This window comes from Geodermatophilus arenarius (assembly GCF_042654585.1).
GTDB lineage: Bacteria > Actinomycetota > Actinomycetes > Mycobacteriales > Geodermatophilaceae > Geodermatophilus > Geodermatophilus arenarius.
Window position 1 is genome coordinate 25,775 of the sequence record NZ_JBHSGR010000003.1, and the last position, 16,477, is coordinate 42,251.

Here is a 16,477-nt window from a genome sequence, read left to right on the forward strand (position 1 = left end):
GCCGGTCCCTAGGCTGGGAGCGTGCCCACCCTCCAGCTGCTCCCCGCCGTCGACGTCGCCGACGGCCAGGCCGTCCGACTCGTCCAGGGGGAGGCCGGCAGCGAGACCTCCTACGGCGACCCCCTCGACGCCGCCCTGCAGTGGCAGCGCGACGGCGCCGAGTGGGTGCACCTGGTCGACCTCGACGCCGCCTTCGGCCGCGGCAGCAACCGCGAGCTGCTCGCCCGCGTCGTCGGCGAGCTCGACGTCGACGTGGAGCTGTCCGGCGGGATCCGCGACGACGAGTCGCTGGCCGCGGCCCTCGCCACCGGCTGCCGCCGGGTCAACCTCGGCACCGCGGCGCTGGAGTCGCCCGAGTGGTGCGCCCGCGCCATCGCCGAGCACGGCGACCGCATCGCCGTCGGCCTCGACGTCCGCGGCACCCGGCTGGCCGCCCGCGGCTGGACCCGCGAGGGCGGCGAGCTCTACGAGACCCTCGCCCGCCTCGACGCCGAGGGCTGCGCCCGCTACGTGGTCACCGACATCACCAAGGACGGCACGCTGCGCGGCCCCAACCTCGACCTGCTGCGGGAGGTCTGCGCCGCCACGCCCCGGCCGGTGGTCGCCTCCGGCGGGGTCAGCTCGCTCGAGGACGTCCGGGCGCTGGCCGGGCTGACCGCGGTCGGCGTCGAGGGCGCGATCGTCGGCAAGGCCCTCTACGCCGGAGCGTTCACGCTGCCCGAGGCGCTGGCGGTCACCCGCGAGGTCTCGTCGTGACCGCGCGGCGGATCGGCTCCGGCGGGCCCTGGGAGGACGTCGTCGGCTACAGCCGGGTCGTCGTCGCCGGGGACTCGGCGTGGGTGAGCGGCTGCACCGCCACCGTCGACGGCGCGGTCGTCCACCCCGGCGACGTGGGCGCGCAGGCCCGGGTCGCGTTCGGCGTGCTCGTCGCCGCGCTGGAGTCGGCGGGCCTGACCGCCGCCGACGTCGTCCGCACCCGCATGTACGTCACCGACACCTCCCGCTGGGAGGAGGTCGGGCGCGTGCACGGCGAGGTCTTCGGCGCGGTCCGGCCGGCCACCGCGATGATCGGCGTGGCCTCGCTGCTGCACCCCGACATGCTGGTCGAGGTGGAGGCCGACGCGGTCCGGGGGGCGGGGACGTGAGCGAGCTCGCGAGACCACGCACGAGCAGAGCAGCCGGGCGAACGCCGCCGACGAGCGCCAGCGAGGAGGCGTCGTGAGCCTCGCGGTGCGCGTGATCCCGTGCCTGGACGTCGACGCCGGCCGGGTGGTCAAGGGCGTGAACTTCGTCGACCTGCGCGACGCCGGCGACCCGGTCGAGATGGCCCGCGTCTACGACGCCGAGGGCGCCGACGAGCTCACCTTCCTCGACATCACCGCCAGCTCCGGCGACCGGGAGACCACGTACGACGTCGTCCGGCGCACCGCCGAGAGCGTCTTCATCCCGCTCACCGTCGGCGGGGGCGTGCGCAGCCCCGACGACGTCGACCGGCTGCTGCGGGCCGGCGCGGACAAGGTCGCGGTCAACACCGCCGCGGTCGCCCGGCCCGAGCTGATCAGCGAGATCGCCGACCGCTTCGGCAGCCAGGTGCTCGTGCTCTCCCTCGACGCCCGCCGGGTGCGCGACGGCGCGGCCACCGACTCCGGTTTCGAGATCACCACGCACGGCGGGCGCCGCGGCACCGGCCGGGACGCCGTCGAGTGGGTGGTGCAGGCCGCGCAGCTCGGGGTGGGGGAGGTGCTGCTCAACTCGATGGACGCCGACGGCACCCGCGCCGGCTTCGACACCGAGCTGATCCGCGCCGTCCGCCGCGAGGTGAGCGTCCCGGTGGTCGCCAGCGGCGGCGCCGGGGCGGTCGAGCACTTCCCGCCCGCGGTCGAGGCCGGCGCCGACGCGGTGCTCGCGGCCAGCGTCTTCCACTTCGGCACGCTGCGGATCGGCGACGTCAAGGCCGCGCTGGCCGGCGCCGGCGTCCCGGTGCGCACCGCCGCGGACACGCCCCTGCGCTGACCGCGCCCGGCCGTCGTGCACCTCCGCGGAGGTGCACCGGACGCGTCAGCCGACCGGGGCGCCGTCCCGCACGACGACCCGGGCGACGTCGGTGCGCCCGGTCGCCCAGAGCAGGACCTCCATCGGCTCGCCCTCGACCGTGGTGGGTGCCGACCCGGCGCGGATCCGCTTCCCGGGGCCGGGGACGTCGCTGCGCTGCAGCGCCAGGCCGCCGGGGCACCGCGCGGCCGCCGCGCGGGCGAACAGCTGCGCCGCGCCCCAGAGCCGGTCGGCGTCGGCCGGCGGCAGCGCGCGCGGCGCCCAGCCGGGCCGCGCCCGCCGCACGTCCTCGTGGTGGATCGCGAACTCGGCGGAGTCGGCGACCGCCGACACCCCGGGCCAGCCCATCGGCAGCCACGCCGGCGGGCCCTGCCGGACCCGCGCCACCAGCTCGGGATACGCCGTCGAGGTGCGCAGCCGGTCCTCGACCCGCTCCGCGTGGGCGTGCAGCCGCCCGCCGACCGGCGTGCGCTCCAGCGCGTAGCCGGGCAGCGCGTCGGGACGTCGGTCGCGGGTCACCAGGTGGGCGGCCAGGTGGGCCGTCGTCCACCCCTCGCAGCAGGTCGGGGCGTCGGGGCCGAGCTCGTCGAGGAGGTCGGCGAGGGCCGCGCGCTCGCGGGCGGCGAGCGGGCGGGAAGAGGGAGTCACCACGGCGGGTTACCGATCCCGTCCACCCGGAAAACCCGCAGGCCCCTGTCGGTACCGCCGGTTAGCCTGAGTAACGACTGCGAGTGCCGCGGTCGCGAACCCCGAGGAGATCCGTGCCCCGCGCCCGAGACGCCGTCGTCCGGCGGGGACTGCGCCACGTCGCCCGGTCCATCCGCGAGCAGCGCGGGATGTTCACCCTCGCCCTGCTCGCCAGCAGCCTCTACGCCGCGATGACCGTGCTGTCGGCGTTCGTCATCGGCGGGGTCACCGACCGGGTGGTGCTGCCGGCCTTCGCCGACGGCGACACCACCGCCGGCGCGCTCACCCTCGCCGTCGTGGTGATCCTCGGCGTCTCGGTGCTCAAGATCCTCGGCATCCTCGGCCGGCGGCTGTTCGCCGGCGTGATGGCCTACCGGCTGCAGGCCGACTACCGCCGCCGCGTCACCGCGCAGTACCTGCGGCTGCCGCTGGCCTGGCACCAGCGCCACCCCACCGGGCAGCTGCTGTCCAACGCGAACTCCGACGTCGAGGCCGCCTGGTACTTCGTCTCCCCGCTGCCCTTCGCCTGCGGGACGCTCGTGATGATCGCCATCACCGTCGTCGCGCTGGTGGCCACCGACCCGCTGCTGGCGCTGGTCGGCCTGGTCGTCTTCCCGCTGGTCTTCGTGGTCAACGCCGTCTACTCGCAGGTGATGAGCCCGCGGATGCAGCGGGCGCAGCAGCTGCGCGCCGAGGTCAGCGAGATCGCCCACGAGAGCTTCGACGCCGGCCTGGTGGTCAAGACCCTCGGCCGCGAGGACGTCGAGAGCGCCCGGTTCACCGAGCGCGCCCGAGAGCTGCGCGACGGGTTGGTCTCGGTCGGCCGGGTGCGCGGGCTGTTCGACCCGCTCATGGAGGCGCTGCCCAACCTCGGCACGCTCGCCGTGCTGCTGGTCGGCGCCGGCCGGGTCGCCTCCGGCGCCACCGACGCCGGCGACCTGGTGAGCATCGCCTACCTGTTCACCCTGCTCGCGCTGCCCATCCGCGCGATCGGCTGGGTGCTCGCCGACCTCCCGCGCGCGCTCGCCGGCTTCGACCGGGTCACCCCCGTCCTCGACGCCACCGGCGAGACCCCGCACGGCCCGGAGACCGCGCCCGCCGGCGACGGCGGCGCCCGGCTGGGCCTGCGCGCGGTCGACCACGTCTTCGACGGCGCGTCGCAGCCGGTGCTGTCGCAGGTCACCTTCGACGTCGCGGCCGGCAGCACGGTCGCCGTCGTCGGGCCGACCGGCTCGGGCAAGTCGACGCTGGCCGGGCTGCTGGTGCGACTGGTCGACCCGGCCGGCGGCGAGGTGCTGCTCGACGGCGTCGACCTGCGCCGGCTGCGCGAGGGCGAGGTCAGCGGCCAGGCCGCGTTCGTCCCGCAGGGCACCTTCCTCTTCGACGACACCGTCCGCGGCAACGTGACCCTCGGCGGCGGGTACGGCGACGACGAGGTGCGCGCGGCGCTGCGCGTGGCCGCCGCCGAGGACTTCGTCGACCGGCTGCCCGAGGGCCTCGACACCCGCGTCGGCGAGCGCGGCGCCACCCTCTCCGGCGGCCAGCGGCAGCGGCTCGCCCTCGCCCGCGCCGTCATCCGCCGGCCCCGGCTGCTCGTCCTCGACGACGCCACCAGCGCCGTCGACCCCGCCGTCGAGGCGCGCATCCTCGACGCGCTGCGCTCGGCCGACCGGCCCTCGACCGTGGTCGTCGTCGCCTACCGGCAGGCCACCATCGCCCTCGCCGACGAGGTGGTGTGGCTGGAGAACGGCCGGGTCACCGCCCGCGGCAGCCACGAGGAGCTGCTGGCCACCGTGCCCGGCTACGCCGCGCTGGTCCGCGCCTACTCCCAGGCGGAGGTGGCGGCGTGAGCGCCGTGGACACCGGGCGGCGGGAGGGCGCGTTCGCCACGCTGCGCCGCGGGCTGCGGATGATGCCGGAGTTCCGCCGCGGACTGCCGGCCACGTTCGCGCTCGCGCTGGTCGCCACCGCCGGGCGGGTGGTCGTGCCGATCGCCGTCCAGCAGGTCATCGACCGCGGCCTGCTCGCCCCCGGCGGGCCCGACCTCGGCCTGGTCCGCACGCTGGTGCTGGTCTGCGCGGTCGTCGTCCTGGTCACCGGGGTGGCGGTCTACCGGATGAACGTCCGGCTGTTCCGCACCACCGAGACCGCGCTGGCCGGGCTGCGCGCCCGGGCGTTCCGGCACGTGCACGACCTGTCCGTGCTGCACCAGCAGGGCGAGCGCCGCGGCTCCCTGGTCTCCCGGGTCACCAGCGACGTCGACCAGCTGTCCACCTTCATGCAGTGGGGCGGCGTCCTCGGCGTGGTCAGCCTCGGCCAGCTGGTCGTGGCCACCGTCGTCATGGCGGTCTACTCCTGGCAGCTGACCCTGCTGGTGCTCGCCTGCTTCCTGCCGCTGGCCTTCGCCGTCCGCTGGTTCGCCCGCCGGCTGCAGGTCGCCTACGGCGTGGTCCGCGAGCGGGTCGGCGACGTGCTCGCCGCGGTGTCGGAGTCCGTCGTCGGCGCGCCGACGGTGCGCGCCTACGGCATCCGCGAGCGGACGGCGGCCCGCCTCGACCGGGCCATCGGCCGGCACTACCGCGCCCAGGTCGACGCGCAGAAGGTCACCGCGGCCGTCTTCGTCACCGGCGAGTTCGCGGCCGCGGTCGCCAACGCCGCCGTCGTCGTGGTCGGCGTGCTGCTCGGCGTGGCCGGGCAGGTCAGCGCCGGCACGCTCGTCGCCTTCCTGTTCCTCGTCACGCTCTTCGTCGCGCCGGTGCAGACCGCCAGCGAGGTGCTCAACGAGGGGCAGAACGCGATCGCCGGGTTCCGTCGGGTGCTCGACGTCCTCGACACCGAGCCCGACGTCCGCGACCCCGCCGCCGGCGGCACCGCGCGGGAGCTGCCGACCGGGCCGCTCGGCGTGCGGCTCGAGCACGTCACCTTCCGGTACGCCCCCGGCGCGCGGGCGGCCCTCGACGACGTCGACCTCGCGCTGGCGCCGCGCCGCCGCTACGCCGTCGTCGGGGAGACCGGGTCGGGGAAGACGACGTTCGCCAAGCTGGTCACCCGGCTCATGGACCCCACCGAGGGGCGGGTGCTGCTCGGCTCCGACTCCGCCGGCTGGGTGCCGCTGCCCGACGTGGCGTTCGCCTCGCTGCGCCGGCGGGTCGGCATGGTGCCGCAGGACGGTTTCCTCTTCGACGCCACCGTCGCCGACAACGTCCGCTACGGCCGCCCGGACCTCACCGACGAGCAGGTGACCGCGGCCTTCGCCGAGCTCGGTCTCGGCGACTGGCTGGCCGGCCTGGCCGACGGCGTCGCGACGCCGGTGGGCCAGCGCGGGGAGTCGCTGTCGGCGGGGGAGCGGCAGCTGGTCGCCATCGCCCGCGCGCACGTGGCCGCGCCCGACCTGCTGGTGCTCGACGAGGCCACCAGCGCCGTCGACCCGGCCACCGAGCGGCGGCTGACCCTGGCGCTGGACCGGCTCACCGAGGGCCGCACCACGCTCACCATCGCGCACCGGCTGTCCACCGCCGAGCGGGCCGACGAGGTGCTCGTCGTCGACGCCGGCCGGGTGGTGCAGCGCGGCACGCACGCGGACCTGGTCGACGCCGTCGGCCCCTACGCGCGGCTGCACGCCTCGTGGCGCCGGTCGTCGGCGGGGGAGCCCGAACGCGTCGCCTGAGCGGGCGGCGGTCCTAGGCTCCGCGGCGTGACCACGTCCTCCACCAGCCCCTCCCGCATGCCCGGCACGGCGATCGCCGCCGCGGCGATCGGCGCCCTCGGCGTGCTGCCGCTGGCCCTGGTCACCGTCCTGCCGTTCGCCCTCGGCGGCGTGCAGTCCGACGACGTCCGCGACTGGTGGGTCTACGCGCTGCTCCTGCTGCCCGTGCTCCAGGTCTTCGGTGTCGTCTGGCTGGTCTCCCGCCGGGGCCGGTGGCCGCTGCTCCTGGGAGCCGTGGGCTCGCTGGGGTTCGCCCTCCTCGTCATCGCGACGGCGGTCGCGGTCGGCGAGGACGTGGGCGCCGCGCCGGTCGTCGTGGCCGTCTGCCCCCTGGTCGCGGCCGGCCTCGCGCTCAGTCCCCGGGTGACGGCCTGGCTGGCCGGCCGCCGCCGTCCGGGCTGACGGGGTCCGGCCGCGGGGGCCTCCCTGCGGGGCCCGCCGCGAGCGTGCGAGTGGCGGAGGGCAGGGAGGCCCCTTCTCTAGGCTGCCCGGCATGCCGTCGTCCCCGCCCCGCCGGACGACGACCCGCCGCTCCCCGCGGGCGGCGGCCGCGGCGTCGGCCGTCCGGCGGGCCGCCCCGCCGCCCGCTGCCGGGCGCCCGCTCACCGCGCCGTTCGCCGCCGCGTTCGGCCTGCTCGTCGCCGCCGAGGACCTGTACCTCGGGTGGCTGCTCTGGGACGGCCTGCCCCCGCGCTGGGGCTGGTACCTGGCCGCCTCCGCCGTCCTGGCGCTGCCGGCGGTCGCCGGGGCGGCGCTGGTGTGGGCCGGCCGGGGCCGCGGGTGGCTGGTCCTCGCCGTCGCCGCGGTGCTGCCGCTGCTCCTGCTGCTCGGCGTGGCCCTGCTGTTCGGCGCCCTCGGCGACGGCTCGTCGGTCGGGTGGGCGCTGGCGCTGCTGGTGGGCCCGGCCGGCTGCCTGGCGCTGACGGTGCGCCGCCCGATCCGGGAGTGGACCCGTCCCGGCCGGGCGACACCGCCCCCGGCGCAGCCGGGGCGGACCCCCCGGGGCGGCCGCGCCCGCTAGCGTGCCCGCCGTGATCGACACAGACGTCGTCGTGGTGGGGTCCGGACTGGCCGGCCTGGTGGCCACCGCCGAGCTGGCCGACGCCGGCCGGCGGGTGGTGCTCGTCGAGCAGGAGCCGGAGGCGTCCTTCGGCGGGCAGGCGTGGTGGTCCTTCGGCGGCCTGTTCCTCGTCGACTCGCCCGAGCAGCGCCGCCTGCGCGTCCGCGACTCGCTGGAGCTGGCCCGCCAGGACTGGTTCGGCACCGCCGCCTTCGACCGCGCCGAGGACCACTGGCCCCGGCAGTGGGCCGAGGCGTACCTGGAGTTCGCCGCGGGGGAGAAGCGGGCCTGGCTGCGCGAGCAGGGCGTCGGCTTCTTCCCCGTCGTCGGGTGGGCCGAGCGCGGCGGCTACACCGCCACCGGCCACGGCAACTCCGTGCCCCGCTTCCACATCGTCTGGGGCACCGGCCCCGGCATCGTCGAGCCGTTCGCCCGCCGGGTCCGCGCCGCCGTCGAGCGCGGGCTGGTCGAGCTGCGCTTCCGGCACCGGGTGACCGCGCTGGTCGTCACCGACGGCGCGGTCACCGGCGTCCGCGGCGAGGTGCTCGAGCCCAGCGGCGTCGCCCGCGGCGAGGCCAGCTCGCGCACCGCCGTCGGGGACTTCGAGATCACCGCCCAGGCCGTCGTCGTCACCTCCGGCGGCATCGGGGGCAACCACGACCTGGTCCGGCAGAACTGGCCGGCCCGGCTGGGCCCCCCGCCGCAGCGGCTGCTGTCCGGCGTCCCCGCGCACGTCGACGGGCTCATGCTCCAGGCCACCGAGGCCGCCGGCGCCAACCTCATCAACCGCGACCGCATGTGGCACTACACCGAGGGGATCGCCAACCACTCCCCGGTGTGGGCACGGCACGGCATCCGGATCCTGCCCGGGCCCTCGTCGCTGTGGCTGGACGCGACCGGGCAGCGGCTGCCGGTCCCGCTGTTCCCCGGCTTCGACACCCTGGGCACCCTCGCCCACATCGGGCAGACCGGCTACGAGCACACCTGGTTCGTGACGACGAAGAAGATCGTCGAGAAGGAGTTCGCGCTGTCGGGCTCCGAGCAGAACCCCGACCTCACCGGCAAGGACGTCCGGCTGCTGCTGAACCGGGTCAAGGCGGGCGTGTCCGCCCCGGTGCAGGCCTTCCTCGACCGCGGCGAGGACTTCGTGACGGCGTCCTCCCTGCCCGAGCTGGTCGCCGGGATGAACCGGATCACCGGCGGCACGCCCGAGGTGTCGCTGGAGACCGTGGAGCGCGAGGTCACCGCCCGCGACCGCGCGGTGGACCACCCGTTCACCAAGGACCTGCAGCTCACCGCGGTCCGCGGCGCCCGCAACTACCTCGGCGACAAGCTCATCCGGGTGGCCCCGCCGCACCGGCTGCTCGACCCCGCGGCCGGCCCGCTGATCGCGGTCCGGCTCAACCTGCTCACCCGCAAGACCCTCGGCGGGCTGGAGACCGACCTGTCCGGCCGGGTGCTGCGCGCCGGCGGCGAGCCGTTCCCCGGCCTGTACGCCGCCGGGGAGGCGTCCGGGTTCGGCGGCGGCGGCATGCACGGCTACCGGTCGCTGGAGGGCACCTTCCTCGGCGGCTGCCTGTTCTCCGGCCGGGTCGCCGGCCGGGCGCTGGCGGCGGCCCTGTGAGCTCGCCCGGCAGCCCCTGGGCCGACCCGGCCGCCGGGACCGAGCCGGTCGCCTACGCGGGCCCGCCGGCCACCGCCCCGTACGCCGCGCCGGCCCCGGTGTACCCGGGGTACGCGCCGGGCTGGCCGGCCGCGCCGGGCTGGCCGGCCTACGGCCCGCCGGTGCCGCAGCGGCCGCGCCGGCCGGGGCAGGTGGTCGCCGCGGCGGTCCTCGCGTTCGTGCAGGCCGCCGTCGTCGCGCTGTCGTCGGCCTACGTGCTGCTGCTTGCCAGCACGTTCGGCCTGTTCGCCGGCATCCCCGACCACTCCGGCGGCGGGGGCGACGACGTCTCCGGCCTGGTCACCGAGGTCACGGTGCTCTCGGCGGTCCAGCTGGCCTCGGCGGTGCTGCTGGTCGTCGCCGGGGTGCTGGTGCTCAACCGGCGCAGCCGGGCGGTGTGGACGACGCTGCTCGCCGGCTTCGGCGTGCAGCTCGCCCTGGCCGCCTACTGGCTGGTCCGGCTGACCTCCCTCGCCGACGTCGCCGGCTTCGACCCGACCGGCGTGCTCGTCGTCGGCGTGCTGTTCTACGCCGCCGCCCCGGCCGTGGGGCTGGGCCTGCTGCTGGTCGGCGCCGTCCGCCGGTGGGCCGCCGGCGGGGACGCGCCACCGGCCGCGGAGTGACCGCGCGGGGCCGCCGGACCGGCCGGTCCCCGCGGCGGGGGAGAATCGCGGGCATGCCCGCCGTGCCCGCCGTCGACTCCGCCCTCGACCCCGCCGTCGCCGCGCTGCTGCGCCGCGACCCGGCGGGACTGGTCGCCGCCGTCGTGCAGCAGCACGACACCGGCGAGGTCCTCATGGTCGCCTGGATGGACGACGAGGCGCTGCACCGCACCCTGACCACCGGCCGGGCCACCTACTGGTCCCGCAGCCGCGGGGAGTACTGGGTGAAGGGCGAGACGTCCGGGCACCGGCAGTGGGTCCGCGACGTGCGCCTGGACTGCGACGGCGACGCGCTGCTGGTGCTCGTCGACCAGGAGGGCCCGGCCTGTCACACCGGCGCGCGCAGCTGCTTCTCCCGCGACCTGGAGGTCACCCGTGCGGCTCGGTGAGACCAGCCCCTCGCGCGAGGCGTTCGCCGCCCTGGACCAGCCGGTCGTGCCGGTGACCCGGCGGCTGCTGGCCGACGGCGAGACCGCCGTCGGCATCTACCGCAAGCTGGCCGGCAACCGGCCCGGCACCGTGCTGCTCGAGTCGGCCGAGCAGGGCAAGCGCTGGTCGCGCTACAGCTTCGTCGGCGTGCGCAGCGCCGGGGTCCTCACCGAGCGGGACGGGCGGACCCTGTGGCTCGGCGACCCGCTGCCCGGGCTCACCGACGACCTGCCCGAGGACCCCCTGGCCGCGGTCCACACGCTGGCCCGCCGGCTGCGCTCGCCGCGCCGGGAGGACCTGCCGCGGCTGACCGGCGGGCTGGTCGGCTACCTCGGCTACGACGTCGTCCGGCGGCTGGAGCGGCTGCCGGTCACCGCCACCGACGACCTCGGCATGCCCGAGCTGTCGCTGGCCCTGGTCACCGACCTCGCCGTCCTCGACCACACCGACGGCACCGTGCTGCTCATCGCCAACGCCCTGACCGGGTCCGGCGACGCCGACACGGCCTGGGACGACGCCGTCGCCCGCCTCGACGCCATGGCCGCCGACCTCACCAAGGCGGTGCCGCCGGGGGTGGCCACGTTCGCCCCCGCCGAGCCGCCGCCGGTGCGCAGCACGATGGCGCCGGGGGAGTACGAGGCCGGGGTGGAGGCGGTGCGCGAGCACATCCGCGCCGGCGACGCCTTCCAGGTCGTGCTGGCCCAGCGGTTCGAGACCGACACCGACGTCGACGCGCTCGACCTCTACCGGGTGCTGCGGGCCACCAACCCCTCGCCGTACATGTACCTGCTGCGCTTCGCCGGCCGGGAGACGCCCTTCGACGTCGTCGGCTCCTCGCCGGAGGCGCTGGTGACCGTGACCGGCGGCTCGGCCGTCGTCCACCCGCCGGCCGGCACCCGCCCGCGCGGCGCCACCGAGGAGGAGGACCTGCGGCTGGCCGAGGGACTGCTCGCCGACCCCAAGGAGCGCGCGGAGCACGTCATGCTCGTCGACCTCGCGCGCAACGACCTGGGCCGGGTGTGCGTGCCGGGCACGGTCGAGGTGCCCGACTTCATGCGGATCGAGTACTACAGCCACGTCATGCACCTGGTGTCCACCGTCGGCGGCGAGGTGGCCCCCGGCCGCGACGCGCTCGACGTCTTCGACGCGACCTTCCCGGCCGGCACCGTCTCCGGTGCCCCCAAGCCGCGGGCGATGGAGATCATCGAGTCGCTGGAGCCCACCCGGCGGGCGCTGTACGCGGGCACCGTCGGGTACCTGGACGCGAGCGGGGACATGGACATGGCGATCGCCATCCGCACCGCGGTGCTCCACCAGGGCCGGGCGTACGTGCAGGCCGGCGCCGGGATCGTCGCCGACAGCGACCCCGCCACCGAGGAGGCCGAGACCCGGCACAAGGCGCGGGCGGTGCTCTCGGCGATCGCGACCGCGGAGGGCATGCGGGAGGTGCGGTGACGGCGGCGCGGCGGGAGCTGGGGACGGCGCTCGCCGGCTGCGCGGTCGCCGGCGGGCTGGCGCTGTCGGCGGGCGGGCAGACCTGGGCCACGGTCACGGTCACCCGGCGCCCGCCGCTGCCGCCGGTCACCGAGACGCTGACCGGGTCGTCGCTGGCGCCGCTGGTGCCCGCCGCGGGGCTGCTGCTGCTCGCCGCGGCGGTCGCCGTCCTCGCGGTGCGCGGCGCCGGGCGGGTCGCGGTGGGGGTCCTGGTGGCGCTGGCGGGCGCCGCGCTGGCCTGGTCGTCGGTGGGCGTGCTGGCCGGCGGGGTGGACCCTTCCGCGGCGGCACCGGGGGAGCGGCGCACCGCCGACCTCGCGGCCGCCTGGCCGGTGCTGTGCGTGCTCGCCGCCGTCGTCGTCCTCGCCGCCGGCGGGCTGGTCGCGGTCCGCGGCCGCCGCTGGCCGGCCATGGGCCGCCGCTACGAGCGGTCACCCGGCGCGGCGGCCGCGCCAGCCCCGGCGCGGGCCCGCACCGACGAGGACCGGGCGCTGGACGCCTGGCGCGCCCTCGACCGCGGCGACGACCCGACGGCCGACCCCGCCGACGAGGCGCCACCGGGCCCGGCCGGTGACCCGGCGGCCGGGCCCCCGGGCCGCCGTCGCTAGGGTGGGTCCACCCGTCCGACCGGCACCGGACCGGCCGACCCAGCAGCGAGGAGGCGGAGTGACCGTCCTCGACGACATCGTCGCCGGCGTCCGTGAGGACGTCGCGGCGCGCGAGGCGGCCACCCCGCTGGCCGAGGTCCGAGCCGCCGCCCGCGACGCCCGCCCCGCCCGCGACGCCCTGGCCGCGCTCCGCGAGCCCGGCGTCGGCGTGATCGCGGAGGTCAAGCGCCGCAGCCCGAGCAAGGGTGCGCTGGCCGACATCCCCGACCCCGCGGTGCTCGCCGCCCAGTACGCCGCCGGCGGCGCCCGGGTGATCAGCGTTCTCACCGAGCGGCGCCGCTTCGGCGGCTCGCACGCCGACCTGGCCGCCGTCCGCGCCGCCGTCGACGTGCCGGTGCTGTGCAAGGACTTCGTGGTCAGCAGCTACCAGGTGCACGAGGCGCGTGCCCACGGCGCCGACGTCGTCCTGCTGATCGTCGCGGCGCTGGAGCAGAACGCGCTGCTGGGCCTGCTCGAGCGGGTCGAGTCCCTCGGCATGACCGCCCTGGTCGAGGTGCACACCGAGGCGGAGGCCGACCGCGCGCTGGCCGCCGGCGCCTCGGTGATCGGCGTCAACGCCCGCGACCTCACCACCCTCGACGTCGACCTCGGCACCTTCGAGCGGATCGCGCCCGGGCTGCCCTCGGGCGTGGTCAAGGTCGCCGAGTCCGGCGTCCGCGGCCCGCGCGAGCTCATCGCCTACGCCGGCGCCGGCGCCGACGCCGTCCTGGTCGGCGAGGGCCTGGTCACCGCCGGCGACCCGCGCCAGGCGGTCGCCGACCTGGTCACCGCCGGCTCGCACCCGGCCGTGCCGCGCACGACCCGCTAGACCCCGGCCTCGCTGCAGGGACCCGCCGCGAGCCTGCGAGGGGCGGGGGGCAGCGAGGTCCTTAGTCTGGGTGCATGACCACGAGTGCCGTCCACCCGCCCGAGCAGCGCAGCGACCCGGCGCGCCCGGCGTGGCCCGACGCCACCGGTCACTTCGGCGTCTTCGGCGGCCGGTTCGTCCCCGAGGCGCTGGTCGCGGCCCTCGACGAGCTGACCGAGGCCTACGAGGCCATGCGGGTCGACCCCGCGTTCGTCGCCGAGTTCGCCGCCCTGCAGCGGGACTACACCGGCCGCCCGAGCCCGGTCACCGAGGTGCCGCGCTTCGCCGAGCACTGCGGCGGCGCCCGCGTGCTGCTCAAGCGCGAGGACCTCAACCACACCGGCTCGCACAAGATCAACAACGTGCTGGGCCAGGCGCTGCTGACGAAGCGGATCGGCAAGCAGCGGGTCATCGCCGAGACCGGCGCGGGCCAGCACGGCGTCGCCACCGCGACCGCGGCGGCGCTCATGGGCCTGTCCTGCACGATCTACATGGGCGAGGAGGACACCCGCCGGCAGGCGCTCAACGTCGCCCGCATGCGGCTGCTCGGCGCCGAGGTGGTCCCGGTGAGCACCGGCTCGCGCACCCTCAAGGACGCCATCAACGAGGCCTTCCGCGACTGGGTGACCAACGTCGAGACCACCAACTACGTCTTCGGCACCGTCGCCGGCCCGCACCCGTTCCCGGCGATGGTCCGCGACTTCCAGCGGGTGATCGGCGACGAGGCCCGCGCCCAGGTGCTTGAGCGCGAGGGCCGGCTGCCCGACGCCGTCCTCGCCTGCGTCGGCGGCGGCTCCAACGCCATCGGGATCTTCACCGCGTTCGTGCCCGACGAGGGCGTGCGCCTGGTCGGCCTGGAGGCCGGCGGCGACGGCGTCGAGACCGGCCGGCACGCCGCGACGATCACCGGGGGAGCCCCCGGCGTGCTGCACGGCGCCCGCTCCTACCTGCTGCAGGACGACAACGGCCAGACGATCGAGTCGCACTCGATCAGCGCCGGGCTGGACTACCCCGGCGTCGGGCCGGAGCACAGCTTCCTGCACGACGTCGGCCGGGCCGAGTACCGCCCGGTCACCGACGCCGAGGCGATGGAGGCCTTCGCGCTGCTGTGCCGGACCGAGGGCATCATCCCGGCGATCGAGTCCGCGCACGCCCTCGCCGGCGCCGTGCGGCTGGGCCGCGAGCTGGTGGCCGCGGGGGACGGCGGGCGGGGAGGCGAGCCTCCGCTGCTGCTGGTCAACCTCTCCGGCCGCGGCGACAAGGACGTCGAGACCGCGTCGCGCTGGTTCGGCCTCGGCGACCGCGACGAGGTCGACCCCGGCCCCGGCCTGGACACCGACCAGCAGCCCACCGAGGGCGCCGTCGCCTCCGGCGACGCGGTGCCCGGCCGGGACGCGGGGAGCCCGGCATGAGCCGGCTCGAGCAGCGGATCCGCGGCGCCAACGCCGAGGGCCGCGCCGCGCTCGTCGCCTACCTGCCGGTGGGCTACCCGGGCGTGGACGACTCGATCGCCGCGATGACGGCCGCCGTCGAGGGCGGGGCCGACGTCGTGGAGATCGGCGTCCCGTACTCCGACCCCGGCATGGACGGCCCGGTCATCCAGCAGGCGGTCGACCCCGCCGTGCGCGCCGGCGTGGGCATGCGCGACGTGCTGCGCGCCGTCGAGGCGGTGGACGCCGCGGGCGCGGTGCCGGTGGTGATGAGCTACTGGAACCCGGTCGAGCGCTACGGCGTCGAGCGGTTCGCCACCGACCTGGCCGCCGCCGGGGGAGCGGGCGCGATCACGCCCGACCTCATCCCGGACGAGGCCGCCGCGTGGCTGGCCGCCGCCGAGGCCGCCGACCTCGACCGCGTCTTCCTCGTCGCGCCGTCGTCCACCGACGCGCGGCTGGCGTCGACCACCGCGGCCTGCCGCGGGTTCGTGTACGCCGCGTCCACGATGGGCGTCACCGGCACCCGCGCCACCGTCGGCGACGCCGCCGAGCGGCTGGTCGCCCGCACCCGCGCGGTCACCGACGTCCCGGTGTGCGTGGGCCTGGGCGTCTCCAACGGCGACCAGGCCGCCGAGGTGGCGGGCTTCGCCGACGGCGTCATCGTGGGGTCGGCCTACGTGCGGGAGCTGCTCGAGGGCCGGGGCGCCGACGGCGTGCGCCGGCTGTCCGAGGAGCTCGCCGCGGGCGTGCGCCGCCGGGTGGCCGTGCCGTGACGGTCCTGGCGTCGATCCCGAGCCCGGCCCAGGGGGTGTGGCACCTGGGGCCGTTCCCGCTGCGCGCCTACGCGCTGTGCATCATCGCGGGCATCGTCGCGGCCTGCTGGATCGCCGAGAAGCGGTGGGTCGCCCGCGGCGGCCGGCCCGGCGAGGTCCTCGACATCGCGGTCTGGGCGGTGCCCTTCGGCATCCTCGGCGGCCGGCTCTACCACGTGATCACGACGCCGCAGCCCTACTTCGGGGAGGGCGGGGACCCGCTGCGGGCGTTCGCCATCTGGGAGGGCGGCCTCGGCATCTGGGGCGCCATCGCCCTCGGCGGCGTCGGCGCGTGGATCGCCTGCCGCCGCCGGGGCATCCCGCTGCCGGCCTTCGGCGACGCCATCGCACCCGGCCTGCTGGTGGCCCAGGCGGTCGGCCGGCTGGGCAACTGGTTCAACCAGGAGCTGTTCGGCCGGCCCACCACGCTGCCCTGGGGCCTGGAGATCGACGCGGCGCACCGCCCCGACGGCTACGAGGCGTTCGCCACGTTCCACCCGACGTTCCTCTACGAGCTGCTGTGGAACCTCGCCGCGGCCGCCGTCGTGGTGTGGGCCGACCGCCGCTTCCGGCTGTCCCACGGGCGCGCGTTCGCGCTCTACGTCGCGCTGTACTGCGCCGGCCGGCTGTGGATCGAGGTGCTGCGCATCGACGACGCCAACCGCTTCCTCGGCGTCCGGCTCAACGTGTTCACCTGCATCGTGGTCGGGCTGCTCGCCGTGGCCTACATGCTCTGGCAGCGGGGCCGCCCGCGGGAGGTCATCGACCGGGCCGCCGTCGGCGGACGTGACGACGACGACACCGCCGCCGCCGACGCCGGCACCGCCGACGCGGCCCCGACCAGCACCGACGCGCCCGCCGAGGAGCGGCGGGGTGACCGGTCTCACGACGCGCCGGGGACGTCCTGACAGGACGCGCCGACGGATCGTTTCGCGCCGGTGAGCCCGGTGTCGCTGCTGTGTAC

17 protein-coding genes are annotated in these 16,477 nt (G+C 76.9%); 16 read left to right on the forward strand and 1 reads right to left on the reverse strand.

Going from position 1 to position 16,477, the window contains the following annotated elements; translation table 11 throughout:
* Positions 1–21 precede the first annotated feature (21 nt).
* The 3 genes from priA (at position 22) to hisF (ending at position 2,013) form a co-directional block, all read left to right on the forward strand.
* Positions 22–756, forward strand: coding sequence for a bifunctional 1-(5-phosphoribosyl)-5-((5-phosphoribosylamino)methylideneamino)imidazole-4-carboxamide isomerase/phosphoribosylanthranilate isomerase PriA (priA, locus tag ACFO3M_RS03930; protein ID WP_387986614.1), 735 nt, complete (start codon positions 22–24; stop codon positions 754–756).
* Positions 753–1,145 carry a RidA family protein gene (locus ACFO3M_RS03935; protein WP_387986617.1) on the forward strand — a complete coding sequence of 131 codons (393 nt, stop codon included), beginning with the start codon at positions 753–755 and terminating at the stop codon, positions 1,143–1,145. The genes priA and ACFO3M_RS03935 overlap by 4 nt, the downstream gene beginning before the upstream one ends.
* Before the next feature lie 73 nt (positions 1,146–1,218).
* Positions 1,219–2,013, forward strand: coding sequence for an imidazole glycerol phosphate synthase subunit HisF (gene hisF, locus ACFO3M_RS03940; protein WP_387986619.1), 795 nt, complete (start codon positions 1,219–1,221; stop codon positions 2,011–2,013).
* A 45-nt stretch (positions 2,014–2,058) separates the two neighbouring features.
* Here hisF and ACFO3M_RS03945 read toward each other — a convergent pair whose 3' ends face one another.
* Entirely contained in the window at positions 2,059–2,703 is a 645-nt protein-coding gene (locus tag ACFO3M_RS03945; RefSeq protein WP_387986622.1) for a TIGR03085 family metal-binding protein, read from the reverse strand.
* Positions 2,704–2,813: 110 nt separating this feature from the next.
* On the opposite strand from ACFO3M_RS03945, the gene ACFO3M_RS03950 reads away from it, so the two are divergent.
* The 13 genes from ACFO3M_RS03950 (at position 2,814) to lgt (ending at position 16,421) form a co-directional block, all read left to right on the forward strand.
* Positions 2,814–4,589, forward strand: a complete 1,776-nt coding sequence (locus ACFO3M_RS03950) for an ABC transporter ATP-binding protein (protein WP_387986624.1) — start codon at positions 2,814–2,816, stop codon at positions 4,587–4,589.
* The gene (locus tag ACFO3M_RS03955; protein WP_387986626.1) at positions 4,586–6,406 is read left to right on the forward strand and encodes an ABC transporter ATP-binding protein; all 1,821 of its coding nucleotides are present in this window, start codon (positions 4,586–4,588) and stop codon (positions 6,404–6,406) included. Before ACFO3M_RS03950 ends, ACFO3M_RS03955 begins: the two co-directional genes overlap by 4 nt.
* 27 nt (positions 6,407–6,433) lie before the next feature.
* Positions 6,434–6,847 carry a hypothetical protein gene (locus ACFO3M_RS03960; RefSeq protein ID WP_387986629.1) on the forward strand — a complete coding sequence of 138 codons (414 nt, stop codon included), beginning with the start codon at positions 6,434–6,436 and terminating at the stop codon, positions 6,845–6,847.
* A 91-nt stretch (positions 6,848–6,938) separates the two neighbouring features.
* Entirely contained in the window at positions 6,939–7,466 is a 528-nt protein-coding gene (locus tag ACFO3M_RS03965; RefSeq protein WP_387986632.1) for a hypothetical protein, read from the forward strand.
* Between the two features lie 10 nt (positions 7,467–7,476).
* Positions 7,477–9,129: an FAD-binding dehydrogenase gene (locus tag ACFO3M_RS03970; protein ID WP_387986634.1), complete on the forward strand. Its 1,653-nt coding sequence runs from the start codon at positions 7,477–7,479 to the stop codon at positions 9,127–9,129.
* The gene (locus ACFO3M_RS03975; protein WP_387986637.1) at positions 9,126–9,791 is read left to right on the forward strand and encodes a hypothetical protein; all 666 of its coding nucleotides are present in this window, start codon (positions 9,126–9,128) and stop codon (positions 9,789–9,791) included. Before ACFO3M_RS03970 ends, ACFO3M_RS03975 begins: the two co-directional genes overlap by 4 nt.
* 53 nt (positions 9,792–9,844) lie before the next feature.
* Positions 9,845–10,219, forward strand: a complete 375-nt coding sequence (gene hisI, locus ACFO3M_RS03980) for a phosphoribosyl-AMP cyclohydrolase (protein WP_387986640.1) — start codon at positions 9,845–9,847, stop codon at positions 10,217–10,219.
* Positions 10,206–11,714 carry an anthranilate synthase component I gene (locus ACFO3M_RS03985; protein ID WP_387986642.1) on the forward strand — a complete coding sequence of 503 codons (1,509 nt, stop codon included), beginning with the start codon at positions 10,206–10,208 and terminating at the stop codon, positions 11,712–11,714. The genes hisI and ACFO3M_RS03985 overlap by 14 nt, the downstream gene beginning before the upstream one ends.
* Entirely contained in the window at positions 11,711–12,361 is a 651-nt protein-coding gene (locus tag ACFO3M_RS03990) for a Trp biosynthesis-associated membrane protein (protein ID WP_387986645.1), read from the forward strand. The genes ACFO3M_RS03985 and ACFO3M_RS03990 overlap by 4 nt, the downstream gene beginning before the upstream one ends.
* A 58-nt stretch (positions 12,362–12,419) precedes the next feature.
* Positions 12,420–13,229: an indole-3-glycerol phosphate synthase TrpC gene (trpC, locus tag ACFO3M_RS03995; protein WP_387986647.1), complete on the forward strand. Its 810-nt coding sequence runs from the start codon at positions 12,420–12,422 to the stop codon at positions 13,227–13,229.
* Positions 13,230–13,303: 74 nt separating this feature from the next.
* Positions 13,304–14,680 (forward strand): tryptophan synthase subunit beta, encoded by a 1,377-nt coding sequence (gene trpB, locus ACFO3M_RS04000; protein WP_387986650.1) that lies wholly within the window; start codon positions 13,304–13,306, stop codon positions 14,678–14,680.
* Positions 14,677–15,474 (forward strand): tryptophan synthase subunit alpha, encoded by a 798-nt coding sequence (gene trpA / locus ACFO3M_RS04005; RefSeq protein ID WP_387986653.1) that lies wholly within the window; start codon positions 14,677–14,679, stop codon positions 15,472–15,474. The genes trpB and trpA overlap by 4 nt, the downstream gene beginning before the upstream one ends.
* Positions 15,471–16,421 carry a prolipoprotein diacylglyceryl transferase gene (gene lgt / locus ACFO3M_RS04010; protein WP_387986656.1) on the forward strand — a complete coding sequence of 317 codons (951 nt, stop codon included), beginning with the start codon at positions 15,471–15,473 and terminating at the stop codon, positions 16,419–16,421. The genes trpA and lgt overlap by 4 nt, the downstream gene beginning before the upstream one ends.
* Positions 16,422–16,477 lie beyond the last annotated feature (56 nt).

Coding starts and splice junctions, on each gene's coding strand:
- ACFO3M_RS03965 (WP_387986632.1), top strand. CDS start 6,939: ATGCCGTCGTCCCCGCCCCGCCGGACGACGACCCGCCGCTCCCCGCGG.
- hisI (WP_387986640.1), top strand. CDS start 9,845: ATGCCCGCCGTGCCCGCCGTCGACTCCGCCCTCGACCCCGCCGTCGCC.
- trpB (WP_387986650.1), top strand. CDS start 13,304: ATGACCACGAGTGCCGTCCACCCGCCCGAGCAGCGCAGCGACCCGGCG.
- trpA (WP_387986653.1), top strand. CDS start 14,677: ATGAGCCGGCTCGAGCAGCGGATCCGCGGCGCCAACGCCGAGGGCCGC.